10 protein-coding genes are annotated in these 12019 nt (G+C 71.1%); 5 read left to right on the plus strand and 5 right to left on the minus strand.

Translation table 11 applies throughout. The features are described from left to right. Window positions 1-161 precede the first annotated feature (161 nt). The 3 genes from RAB70_RS11095 to RAB70_RS11105 all read right to left on the minus strand — a co-directional run bounded on the left by RAB70_RS11095 (window position 162) and on the right by RAB70_RS11105 (window position 4262). Complete coding sequence (locus tag RAB70_RS11095) at window positions 162-1670, minus strand: CoA-acylating methylmalonate-semialdehyde dehydrogenase (RefSeq protein WP_148828079.1); 1509 nt, start codon at window positions 1668-1670, stop codon at window positions 162-164. 26 nt (window positions 1671-1696) lie between these two features. Continuing rightward, window positions 1697-2809, minus strand: a complete 1113-nt coding sequence (gene ald, locus RAB70_RS11100) for an alanine dehydrogenase (RefSeq protein ID WP_148828080.1) — start codon at window positions 2807-2809, stop codon at window positions 1697-1699. 64 nt (window positions 2810-2873) lie between these two features. Beyond that, window positions 2874-4262 carry an aspartate aminotransferase family protein gene (locus RAB70_RS11105; RefSeq protein WP_408068836.1) on the minus strand — a complete coding sequence of 463 codons (1389 nt, stop codon included), beginning with the start codon at window positions 4260-4262 and terminating at the stop codon, window positions 2874-2876. A 187-nt stretch (window positions 4263-4449) separates the two neighbouring features. Between RAB70_RS11105 and RAB70_RS11110 the strand changes: the two genes are divergently transcribed. Beyond that, window positions 4450-4998, plus strand: a complete 549-nt coding sequence (locus tag RAB70_RS11110) for a cupin domain-containing protein (protein ID WP_019796740.1) — start codon at window positions 4450-4452, stop codon at window positions 4996-4998. Between the two features lie 70 nt (window positions 4999-5068). Next, the gene (locus RAB70_RS11115) at window positions 5069-6571 is read left to right on the plus strand and encodes an aldehyde dehydrogenase (protein WP_148828081.1); all 1503 of its coding nucleotides are present in this window, start codon (window positions 5069-5071) and stop codon (window positions 6569-6571) included. Between the two features lie 94 nt (window positions 6572-6665). Here the strand turns inward: RAB70_RS11115 and RAB70_RS11120 are convergent, their stop codons facing one another. Both RAB70_RS11120 and RAB70_RS11125 read right to left on the minus strand, forming a co-directional pair. Next, window positions 6666-7163 (minus strand): DUF1203 domain-containing protein, encoded by a 498-nt coding sequence (locus tag RAB70_RS11120; RefSeq protein WP_148828082.1) that lies wholly within the window; start codon window positions 7161-7163, stop codon window positions 6666-6668. A gap of 173 nt (window positions 7164-7336) precedes the next feature. Further along, on the minus strand, window positions 7337-7930 hold the full coding sequence (locus RAB70_RS11125; RefSeq protein WP_148828083.1) for a hypothetical protein: 594 nt from the start codon (window positions 7928-7930) through the stop codon (window positions 7337-7339). 606 nt (window positions 7931-8536) lie between these two features. Here RAB70_RS11125 and fdhD point away from each other — a divergent pair. The 3 genes from fdhD to RAB70_RS11140 are packed head-to-tail and all read left to right on the plus strand — an operon-like array spanning window position 8537 to window position 11977. Beyond that, entirely contained in the window at window positions 8537-9376 is an 840-nt protein-coding gene (gene fdhD / locus RAB70_RS11130; protein ID WP_148828084.1) for a formate dehydrogenase accessory sulfurtransferase FdhD, read from the plus strand. Next, window positions 9373-11721, plus strand: a complete 2349-nt coding sequence (locus RAB70_RS11135; protein ID WP_148828085.1) for an FdhF/YdeP family oxidoreductase — start codon at window positions 9373-9375, stop codon at window positions 11719-11721. The genes fdhD and RAB70_RS11135 overlap by 4 nt, the downstream gene beginning before the upstream one ends. Next, window positions 11711-11977: a hypothetical protein gene (locus RAB70_RS11140; protein WP_148828086.1), complete on the plus strand. Its 267-nt coding sequence runs from the start codon at window positions 11711-11713 to the stop codon at window positions 11975-11977. Before RAB70_RS11135 ends, RAB70_RS11140 begins: the two co-directional genes overlap by 11 nt. Window positions 11978-12019: the final 42 nt, after the last annotated feature.

The raw sequence follows: 12019 nt of genomic DNA on the forward strand, positions 1-12019 counted from the left end.
GCGTGTTGCGCTGCGGCGGGCGCAGGGCCGGGAATGGGGAATGGGGATTGGGGAATCGCAACAGCAACAGCAACAGCAAGTGATGCGGTTGCCGGGTTGTCCGATGCGGGCGCCGCGGCGCTTTTACGATTCCCTATTCCCGATTCCCCATTCCCAGCCCTTTACCGCATCGTCGGCATCGCGAACTCGGCGCCGGCCGCGGCCTCGGGCCAGCGCGCGGTGACGGTCTTGAGCCGGGTGTAGAAGCGCACCCCGTCCGGGCCGTGCACATGCAGCGGGCCGAACAGCGAGCGCTTCCAGCCGCCGAAGCTGTGGAACGCCATCGGCACCGGGATCGGCACGTTGATGCCGACCATGCCGGCCTGCACCTGCCGCGCGAACGCACGCGCGGCGCCGCCGTCGCGAGTGAACACCGCCGCGCCGTTGCCGTAGTCGTGGTCGGCGATCAGGCGCAGCGCGGCGGCGGCGTCGGCCACCCGCACCACGCACAGCACCGGGCCGAAGATCTCTTCGCGGTAGATGCGCATGTCGCTGCGCACGTGGTCGAACAGGCTGCCGCCGAGGAAGAAGCCCCGCGGATGGTCGGGCGCACCCGCCGGGCGGCCATCGACCACCAGGCGTGCGCCCTCGGCCACGCCGCTGTGGATGTAGCCGAGCACGCGCTCGCGGTGCGCGGCGCTGACCAGCGGGCCCATGTCCGGCTCGTCGCGGCCGGCGTCGGCCTGGCCCGCGCCCAGGCGCAGCGCGGCCACGCGCGGCGCCAGTCTGGCCACCAGCGCATCGGCCAGCGCGTCGCCCACGCACACTGCCACCGAGATCGCCATGCAACGTTCGCCGGCCGAGCCGTAGCCGGCCCCGAGCAGGGCGTCGGCGACATCGTCCAAGTCGGCATCCGGCAGCACCACCAGGTGATTCTTGGCCCCGCCCAGCGCCTGCACGCGCTTGCCCAGCGCACTGCCGCGCGCGTACAGGTCGGCCGCCACCGCGGTGGAGCCGACGAAGCTCAGCGCCTGCACCTGCGGGTGCGCCAGCAGCGCGTCCACCGCCGGCTTGGCACCGTGCACCACGTTGCACACGCCGGCCGGCAGCCCGGCCTCGTGCAGCCATTCGGCCAGGAGCAGCGACGCCGAGGGCGCGTGTTCGGAGGGCTTGAGCACGAAGCTGTTGCCGCAGGCCAATGCCACCGGCAGCATCCACAGCGCCACCATCGCCGGGAAGTTGAACGGGGTGACGCCGGCCACCACGCCCAGCGGCGCGTATTCGCTCCAGGCGTCCACGCCGCGGCCGACGTCGTGCGAATGCTCGCCCTTGAGCAGGTGCGGGATGCCGCAGGCGAACTCCACCACCTCCATGCCGCGGACCACTTCGCCGCGCGCGTCGGTCACGGTCTTGCCGTGCTCGACGCTGATGCAGCGGGCCAAGGCGTCGGCGCGGCGTTCCAGCAGCTCGCGGAAGTGGAACAGCACCCGCGCGCGCTGCAGCGGCGGCGTCGCCGCCCAGCCGGGGAAGGCGGCACTGGCGGCGTGCACCGCCATCTCCACCGCATGCGCGGCGCCCAGCGGCACGTGGCGCTGGACGGCGCCTGTGGCCGGGTCGAAGACCTCGGCGTGCTCGTCGCCGCGGAAGGCGACGGGCTGGCCGTCGATGTAGTGGGGCAGGGTGTCGCGCATCGTGCTCGATCCTCGGATGGACAGCGTCAGCCCAGCGCGTCCAGCGGCCGCACGAACTCCTGGCCCAGCGCCTGCGCCACCGCGCGGTGGGTGAGCTTGCCGGCGTGCACGTTGAGGCCGTTGCGCAGGTCCTGGTCGTCGCGCAGCGCCTGCAGCCCGTGTTCGGCCAGCAGCAGCACGAACGGCAGGGTGGCGTTGGTCAGGGCGAAGGTGGAGGTGCGGGCGACGCCGCCGGGCATGTTGGCCACGCAGTAATGCACGATGCCGTCGACCTCGTAGGTCGGCTGCTGGTGCGTGGTCGGGTGGCTGGTCTCGAAACAGCCGCCCTGGTCGATCGCCACGTCCACCAGCACCGAGCCGGGCCGCAGCAGCGCCAGTTGCTCGCGCGACACCAGCTTGGGCGCGGCGGCGCCGGGGATCAGCACCGCACCGATCACCAGGTCGGTGTGCGGCAGGCACTGCTCGATCGCATCGCGGGTGGAGTACAGCGTGGTCAGTTGCTGGCCGTAAAGTTCGTCCAGGTACTTGAGCCGCTCCAGCGAGCGGTCCAGCACGGTCACCCGCGCGTGCAGGCCCATCGCCATGCGCGCGGCGTTGATGCCGACCACGCCGCCGCCGATCACCAGCACCTGCGCCGGCTTGACCCCGGGCACGCCGCCGAGCAGCACGCCCGAGCCGCCCTGCGCCTTCTCCAGCGCATGCGCGCCGGCCTGGATCGCCATGCGCCCGGCGACCTCGCTCATCGGCGCCAGCAGCGGCAGGCCGCCGTGGCCGTCGGTGACGGTCTCGTAGGCGATGGCGGTGCAACCGGAGCGCAGCAGCGCCGCGGCCTGCTGCGGATCCGGCGCCAGGTGCAGGTAGGTGAACAGCACTTGCCCGGGGCGCAGCATCGCGCACTCCTCCGGCTGCGGTTCCTTGACCTTGACGATCATCTCGGCCTGCGCGAACACGCTGGCCGCATCCTCGGCGATGCGCGCGCCGGCGCGTTCGTACTCGGCATCGGTGAGGCCGATGGCCTGGCCGCCGCCGCGCTGCACCAGCACCTGATGGCCGTGCAGCACCAGTTCGCGCACCCCGGACGGGGTCAGCCCGATCCGGTATTCGTGGTTCTTGATCTCTTTCGGAACGCCGACCAGCATGAGCGGTTCTCCAGGCAGACGCGGCGCGTGGGGAGCGCGGGCGGTGGGTTGGGTGAGGGAGGGGTCAGGGCGTGCTGCGGATCATGTCCGCCAGCACCGCGAAGATGCGCTCGATGTGCGCGGACTCGACGATCAGCGGCGGCGACAGCGCGATGGTGTCGCCGGTGACGCGGATCAGCAGGTCGCCTTCGTGGAAGCAGCGCTCGAAGATCTCGTAGGCGCGCGCGCCCGGCGCGCCCTTGCGCGGGGCCAGTTCGATCGCGCCGATCAGGCCGAAGTTGCGGATGTCGATGACGTGCGGCAGGTCGCGCAGCCGATGGATCGCCTCTTCCCACACCGGGCCCAGCTCGATCGCCTTGTCGAACAACTGCTCCTCGGCGTAGGTGTCCAGCGTGGCCAGCGCCGCGGCGCAGGCCAGCGGATGGCCGGAGTAGGTATAGCCGTGGAACAGGTCGATGGCGTTGGCCGGGCCGTGCGCGAAGGCCTCGTGGATGGCGTGGGACACGAACACCGCGCCCATCGGCACGCTGCCGTTGGTCAGCCCCTTGGCGGTCGTCATCATGTCCGGGGTCACCCCGAAGCGCTGCGCGGCGAAGGCGTGGCCGACGCGGCCGTAGCCGGTGATGACCTCGTCGAAGATCAGCAGGATGCCGTGCCTGTCGCACAGTTCGCGGATGCGCTGCAGGTAGCCGTGCGGCGGCAGCACCACCCCGGCCGAGCCGGAGATCGGTTCGATGATCACCGCGGCGATGGTGGAGGCGTCGTGCAGCGTCACCAGCCGCTCCAGGTCCTCGGCCAGTTCCGCGCCATGCGTCGGCAGGCCGCGCGAGAACGCATTGCGCTCCAGGTCGAGCGTGTGCCGCAGATGGTCCACGCCCGGCAGCAGCGGGCCGAACGCCTTGCGGTTGTTCGGCAGGCCGCCGACCGAAATGCCGCCGAAGCCGACCCCGTGGTAGCCCTTCTCGCGGCCGATGAAGCGCGTGCGCTGGCCCTCGCCGCGGGCGCGGTGGTAGGCGAGCGCGATCTTCAGCGCGGTGTCCACCGACTCGGAGCCGGAGTTGGTGTAGAACACGTGGTCCAGGCCCGGCGGCGCTAGTTCCACCAGCCGCTCGGCCAGCACGAACGGCAACGGCGAGCCCATCTGGAAGGTCGGCGCGAAATCCAGCGTGGCGATCTGCCGTGCCACCGCCTCGACGATGCGCGGCCGCGCGTGGCCGGCGTTGCAGCACCACAGCCCGGCGGTGCCGTCGAGGATCTGGCGCCCGTCCACGCTGCGATAGTGCATGCCCTCGGCCGAGGCCAGCAGCCGTGGCCGCGCCTTGAACTGGCGGTTGGCGGTGAACGGCATCCAGAACGCCTCCAGCGCGTCCGGCGCGCGGGTGGCCTGCGCGGCGTAATGGTCGGACAGCGCCTGGGACGAGAGGGGCGGCTGAGGGCGCATCGCAGGCTCCACGCGAGGGATGTTGAAAAAACTTTACACCATGCCGCTGCGCCGGGTGTGACCCGGGGTGTCGCAATTCGCGCGAATCGGGCGGGCTTTTCCTGGTTGCGCCGCAACACGGGCGCGCTGCCCGAAATTGACCGTCCGGGACGGGTGTGTAAAGTATCCGGCAACACCGCCACCGGCGTTCCCATTCGCGATGGATATCGGCGCCCGCCTGCATCGGGTTCGCACCGCCCACGGTCTGAGCCAGCGCGAGCTGGCCAAGCGGGTGGGCGTGACCAACAGCACCATCTCGCTGATCGAGCAGAACAAGGTCAGCCCGTCGGTCAGTTCGCTGAAGAAGGTGCTGGACGGCATCCCGATCTCGCTGGCCGAATTCTTCACCCAGGACCTGGACGCCGGCGCGGCCGATGCGCCGTTCTACCGCGCCGACGAACTGCCCGACGTCGGCAGCGACGGCATCCACTACTACCTGGTCGGCCAGCATCGCCCGCAGCGGCAGATGTGCATCCTGCGCGAGGTGATGCCGCCGGGCAGCGACACCGGCAGCGCGATGCTGGTGCACGACGGCGAAGAGGGCGGGGTGGTGGTGGCCGGCGAGGTGGAGATCACCGTCGGCAGCCAGGTGCGGGTGCTGCGCGCCGGCGAGGGCTACTATTTCGAAAGCCGGGTGCCGCACCGCTTCCGCAACGTCGGCAGCGAGACCGCGGTGCTGGTCAGCGCCAATACGCCGGCCACATTCTGAGCCGCATGCGCGCCGCGCCGCCGCCGGCCGTCGCGTGCTTCCGATCCTTCCGCCGCAGCAGGAGTTTCCGATGACCGCACCCCGCACCCGCGACGCCTGGCAGGCGCTGGCCGACACGCTGCGTCCGCGGACCCAGGCCTTCATCGACGGCCGCTACGTCGATGCCGCCAGTGGCAAGACCTTCGACTGCATCAGCCCGATCGACGGCCGCCTGCTCGGCCGCGTGGCCGAGGGCGAGGCCGCGGACATCGACCGCGCGGTGGCCGCGGCGCGGCGCAGCTTCGATGCGGGGCACTGGTCGCAGGCCAAGCCGGCGCAGCGCAAGAAGACCCTGTTGGCGTTGGCCCAGTTGGTCGAACGCCATGCCGACGAACTGGCGGTGTTGGAGTCGCTGGACATGGGCAAGCCGGTGCGCGATGCGCGCCGGGTCGACCTGGCGGCGACGGTGCGCTGCCTGTCCTGGACCGCCGAAGCGGTGGACAAGCTCTACGGCGAAGTGGCGCCGACCGGACAGGACGAACTGGGCCTGATCACCCGCGAGCCGCTGGGCGTGGTCGGCGCGATCGTGCCGTGGAATTTTCCGCTGCTGATGGCCGCGTGGAAGATCGCCCCGGCGCTGGCCGCCGGCAACTCGGTGGTGCTGAAACCGTCGGAGAAATCGCCGCTGAGCGCGTTGCGCCTGGCCGAACTGGTCGCCGAGGCGGGTATTCCCGACGGCGTGTTCAACGTGGTGCCGGGCTTCGGCAAGGGTGCGGGCGAGCCGCTGGCGCTGCACATGGACGTGGACGGGCTGGTGTTCACCGGCTCCACCGCGGTCGGCCGGCGCCTGCTGCAGTGCGCCGGGTTGTCGAACATGAAGCGCGCGTACATGGAATGCGGCGGCAAGAGCCCGAACCTGGTGTTCGCCGATGCGCCGGACCTGGAGCAGGCGGCGCAGGCGGCGGCGATGGCGATCTTCTACAACCAGGGCGAGGTCTGCACCGCGGCCTCGCGTCTATTGGTGCAACGCTCGATCAAGGATGCCTTCGTCGAACGCGTGGTCGCCGCCGGCCGCGCGCTGCAGCCGCGGCATCCGTTCGACGACGACGCGGCGATGGGCGCGCTGGTCGACGAGACCCAGACCCACCGCGTGCTCGACTACATCGCCCGCGGCAACGCCGAAGGCGCGCGCCTGCTGCTCGGCGGCAAGCGCGTGGAAGTGGTGCCCGGCGGCTGCTACGTGGAGCCGACCATCTTCGACGAGGTCGGCCACGAACACACCATCGCCCGCGAGGAGATCTTCGGCCCGGTGCTGTCGGTGATCGCCTTCGACGACGAGGCGCACGCCCTGCGCATGGCCAACGACAGCGACTACGGCCTGGCGGCGGGCGTATGGACCCGCGACATCGGCCGCGCGCACCGCGTGGCGCGCAAGCTGCGCGCCGGCAGCGTGTGGGTGAACTACTGGGACGGCGGCGACATGACCGCCCCTTTCGGCGGCTACAAGCAATCGGGCAACGGCCGCGACAAGTCGCTGCACGCCTTCGACAAGTACACGGAGATGAAGGCGACGTGGATCAATCTGGGTGAGTAGCGGGGATTCGGGATTGGGGATTCGGGATTGGTGAAAAGCGGGGTTGCGGCCGCTCCTATAGAACAGGTGGTGTTCCAGAGCGCAGTGGCGCCACTCATCCCCGATCCCGACTCCCCAATCCCGGCTCCCGCTCCACCCGGCACGCGAAACAGCCCTGCCGCGCATGATGCAGATGCAGGTAGCGCACCTGCGGGTCGGCGAAGGCGCAGGCGATCGCGGTGGCGATGCGTTCGCCCGGCTGCACGTCGGCGGCGATCAGCATGTCGCCGGCGTCGTAGCCGCGCAGCGAGATCAGGCGGCGGACGATGGCATCGGGTACTTCGCCCGGCGCCGGTGTGGCGGTGGCGACGTGGCGGCGCACGTAGATCGGGCCGGCGGCGCGGTACGGGGTCTGCGCGGGCTGGTGCAGGTAGTGCAGCAACAGCAGTTCCTCGCCGGGCCGCGCGTCCTCCAGGCTGATCCGGCAGGGATAGCCGAGCGCGCTGTCGGCGCGCAGGCGCCGCGCGTGACGTGCCTGCAGCTGTGCGTCGTCGAGGTCGAACAGCAGGGCAAACGCGGCGGCCGGCAGGCCGACGCAACGGAAGCTGGACATGGGCGCTCCAGGAACGGATGGAGCGCGCAGCGTGCCGCTCGCCGCGATCCCGCGCTGGCCGTATTCGGACCCGGCATTCGACCGGTGCCCGGTCCGGCATGCGCGCCGCAGCGCCGGGCCGGGCGGCGCGTCTCGGTAGCAATGCCGTGCCGCCGCCGCGGCGCGTCCGCGCCTCAGCGCGGCACGTAGTCGGGGAAAGCCACCGGATGCCGCGGATCGGCCGATTGCACCTGGTCGGCGTCCTTGACCAGCGCCTCGGCGTCGGGCGAAGGATTGGGGTTCATTTCCCAGCGCTGCTGGATGCGCTTGTGGAACAACCACTGCTTGCGCTGCGGGTCGTAGCGGAAGGTGATGAAGTCGGTCCAGTGCTGGCCGCAGGAGACCCCGTTCTGCACGGTGAAGTAGCGGCCCTTGGCGGCGAACGGTTCGTCGCCATCGGTGAACGGATCGCACTGGCCGCCCTCGTCGCGCTTGAGGATCACCCGGTCGTTGCGCGCCGCCAGCCGGTAGTGGCCGTCGGCCTGCTGCACGAAGATCAGCAGCGGTCGCGCCGGGGCCGGATCGCGCTGCGCCTCGCCGCGCTGCTGCAGCGCGACCAGGTAATCGGCGCGGCCGTCGCCATCGAGATCGGCCTGCAGCTGCGCCAGCGGCTGGTAGCCGGCCGGCACCTGGCGCAGCACATCGGCGGGCAGGTCGGCGGCGTTGGCGGTGTGGGTGCCGAGCAGCACAAGGCCGGCGGCAAGGCAGAGGCGGAACGGGATGGGCATGGGACGGTTTCGCAAACGTGGGGCCGCCAGCCTACCCGACCGGTGGGTGATGGCGGCAGCGCGACGTAGCGGCGGTGTGCGTCGCCACGACGCGGCTTGCGCTGGGGCTTCTTGCAGCGCACAAGGAAAGGCGCCTGCCGCGCGCCGCGGGTGGGGGCGCGGCTGTTGAAAGGGGGGCGGCATCCGTCGCTGGTCGCTGGGTGTGCCTGCGCGGGCGCTTGGAAACGGCAGCGTGCCCCCGCGCGCGGGCGACCGTGTGGCCGGGCCAGGCGCTGGCCGGCGCTTCGGCCCGCACGTGCGTGGGTCGGGTTGGCAGGGCGTCACCCGCGCTGCCAGTGGCGATTGGCCTGCCGCCCTCACAGGTGTACAACACGACGCTGTAGCATCCTTGGCAGGTAGCAAGGCGTGTCCGATCGGCGCCCGCATGAAGCTGGTCGTGGGCTGACGCGGGGAGGCGGCAGCCGCGGAAGGCCTTCCGGCGTGCGGCACTGTCGCCGACGGCGGTCACCGCTGCCCATGGTGCGGCCGAGCGACGGGAGTGCCCCCGGCATCCCCGTCGCACGGCAGAATGCGTTGGTGCTGTTCCACTGAGTCCGGAGGGTCGCGATGTATTCGGGTGCGTCATCCAGGCCAGGTGCGGTCGCGCGCGGCGTGCGTCGCCACCGCGACGGGCGCACGGCCGTCGCCCAGGACCTGGTCGCGGCCGAGGTGCCGGTGGCGTTCGCCTACAACGACACGCCGTTCGTGGTGATGATGGCCACGCCGGAAGACCTGGAGGATTTCGCGCTGGGCTTCTCGCTCAGCGAGGGCATCGTCGCGGCGCCGGCGCAGCTGCGCGTAGAGGCGGTGGAAACGTATCTGGAAGGCGTGTCCCTGCGCCTGCAGATTCCGCCGACGCAGGCGGCGGCATTACAGGCGCGGCGCCGCAACCTGGACGGGCGCAGCGGCTGCGGCGTGTGCGGCAGCGAATCGCTGGAGTCGGTGTTGCGCGCGCCGCGGCCGGTGCCGGCCGGTATTCCGATCGCGCCCGCGGCGCTGGCCCAGGCCCTGCGCGCGCTGCGCGCGCAGCAGACCCTCAACGCGCTGACCGGCGCCACCCATGCCGCGGCCTGGGCCGACGCGCGCGGCGAGCTGCAGCTGATCCGCGAAGACGTCGGCCGCCACAACGCGCTGGACAAGCTGATCGGCGCGCTGGCCGGGGCCGGCCTCGACCCGGGCACCGGCTTCGCCGTGGTCACCAGCCGTGCCAGCTACGAAATGGCGATGAAGGCCACGCAGGCCGGTATCCCGTTGCTGGCCGCCATTTCCGCACCGACCGCGCTGGCCATCGCGCTCGCCGACAGCGCCGGCCTCACCCTGATCGGCTTCGCCCGCGATCACGATTACGTCGTCTACAGCCATCCGCAGCGCCTAGCGCACACAGAACCCGCCGGAGAGCCCGCATGAGCAAGAAGACCATCCAGCCCTACACGCAACCGGCCGGCGGTTGGGGGGCGTTGCGCGCGGTGGCCAAGCATCTGATGGAGCAGGACGTGGCGGTGCAGGGCGCCAAGACCCTGCTGCACGTCAACCAGCCCGACGGCTTCGACTGCCCCGGCTGCGCCTGGCCCGACCGCGACCACACCTCCACCTTCGAGTTCTGCGAGAACGGCGCCAAGGCGGTGGCCGCCGAATCCACCGCACGCCGCGCCACCCCCGAGCTGTTCGCCCAGCACAGCGTCGCGCAACTGGCCCGCTACAGCGACTACTGGCTGGAAGGGCAGGGTCGGCTGACCCAGCCGCTGCGCTACGACGCCGACACCGACCACTACGTGCCGATCGACTGGGACGACGCGTTCGCGCTGATCGCCCGCCACCTCAATGGCCTGGCCTCGCCGAACGAGGCGATCTTCTACACCTCCGGCCGCACCAGCAACGAGGCCGCGTTCCTGTACCAGCTGTTCGTGCGCGAGTTCGGCACCAACAACTTCCCGGACTGCTCCAACATGTGCCACGAGCCGTCCGGCACCGCGCTCAAGGCGCAGATCGGGGTCGGCAAGGGCACCGTGTCGCTGCAGGATTTCGAACTGGCCGATGCGATCTTCATCTTCGGCCAGAACCCAGGCACCAACCACCCGCGCATGCTCGGCGAACTGCGCCAGGCGGCCAGGCGCGGCGCGGCGATCGTCTCGTTCAATCCGCTGCGCGAACGCGGCCTGGAGAAGTTCGCCGATCCGCAGGACAAGCTGCAGATGCTGCACAACGGCTCCACGCGCATCTCCTCGGACTATTTCCAGCTCAAGATCGGCGGCGACCTGGCGGCGGTGAAGGGCATCATCAAGCATGTGCTGGAGCGCGACGCCGAGGCGGCCAGCAGTGGCCAGCCGCGGCTGCTGGATCTGGAGTTCATCGCCGGCCATACCGTCGGCTTCGAGGCCTTCGCCGCCGAGGTCGCGGCCGAGCCGTGGGACACCATCGTCGAGGAGTCCGGGCTGAGCGAGGCCGAACTGCGCAAGGCCGGCGAGATCTACCTCAAGGCCGAGCGGCTGATCGCCTGCTGGGGCATGGGCATCACCCAGCACAAGCATTCGGTGGCGACCATCCAGATGATCGCCAACCTGCTGCTGCTGCGCGGCCATCTCGGCCGTCCCGGCGCCGGCGCCTGCCCGGTGCGCGGCCACAGCAACGTGCAGGGCGACCGCACGATGATGATCTACGAGAAGCCGCCGGAAGCGTTCCTGGACCGGCTGCAGGCGGTGTTCGGCTTCGCCCCGCCGCGCGCGCCCGGTTACGACACGGTCGGTGCGATCGAGGCGATGGCCGACGGCCGCGCCAAGGTGTTCTTCGCCATGGGCGGCAATTTCGCCACCGCCACCCCCGATACCGACGCGACCCATCGCGCGCTGCGCCGCTGCGATCTCACCGTGCACGTCACCACCAAGCTCAACCGCAGCCACCTGGTGCACGGCCGCGACGCGCTGATCCTGCCATGCCTGGGCCGCACCGAGATCGACATCCAGGAGGGCGGGCCGCAGCACGTCAGCGTCGAGGATTCGATGAGCATGGTGCACCTGTCCGGCGGCATCAATCCGCCGGCCTCGCCGCAGTTGCTGTCCGAGCCGGCGATCGTGGCGCGGCTGGCCGAGGCCACGCTGGGGGCGCGCAGCGCGATACGCTGGCGCTGGCTGGTGGCCGACTACGACCGCATCCGCGACCTGATCGGGCAGATGTTCGACGACTTCGCCGACTTCAACGCGCGGGTGCGGGTGCCGGGCGGCTTCCGCCTGTCCAACGGCGCGCGCGACCGCGAATGGGACACGCCGGAGGGCCGCGCGGTGTTCAAGGTGCATGCGGTGCCCACCGACAATCCGATCCACCGCGCGCGCCGTCAGCACCCCGGGCAACTGGTGTTCACCCTGGCGACCACGCGCTCGCACGACCAGTACAACACCACCATCTACGGCCTGGACGACCGCTACCGCGGCGTGTTCGGCGAGCGCCGCGTGCTGTTCATCAACGCCGCCGACATCGCCGACCTGGGCATGCGCGCCGGCGACTGGGTGGACCTGCACAGCCTCTGCGAGGACGGCGTGCCGCGCCAGGCCAAGCGCTTCCTGCTGGTCGAGTACAACATCCCGCGCGGCTGCCTGGCGGCCTACTACCCGGAGACCAATGCGCTGGTGCCCCTGTCCAGCTTCGCCGACGAGGCGCGCACGCCGACCTCCAAATCGATTCCGGTGGTGGTCACCGCGCATCTGGCCGACGCCGCCGCGGCGGCGCCGCGCGACATCGGAGTCGCGCTTGTCCGCTGATCCACTGCTGACCGCGCGCCTGCTGCAGCTGCTGGCCGAGGCGCCGGAGGGCATGGCGCTGGCGCGCGTGTGCAAGCGCCTGGACGTGCGCATGAGCGTGCTGTTGCGCACCCTGGCCTGGCTCGGCGATGCCGAACTGGCCGGGCAGGCGGGACCGGGTTGGGTGCGGGTGGAGCGTCGTGGTGAGCGCGAGTTGGCCATCCTCACCGAGGCGGGCCGCACGGCCGCGCAGGCCGCGAGCGCTGTCGCCCGGTAAACGAGGCCGCCGTCGCGCGGCCAATCCTGTGATACCTACCAC

The organism is Xanthomonas sontii (assembly GCF_040529055.1).
In the GTDB taxonomy this organism is placed as follows: domain Bacteria; phylum Pseudomonadota; class Gammaproteobacteria; order Xanthomonadales; family Xanthomonadaceae; genus Xanthomonas_A; species Xanthomonas_A sontii.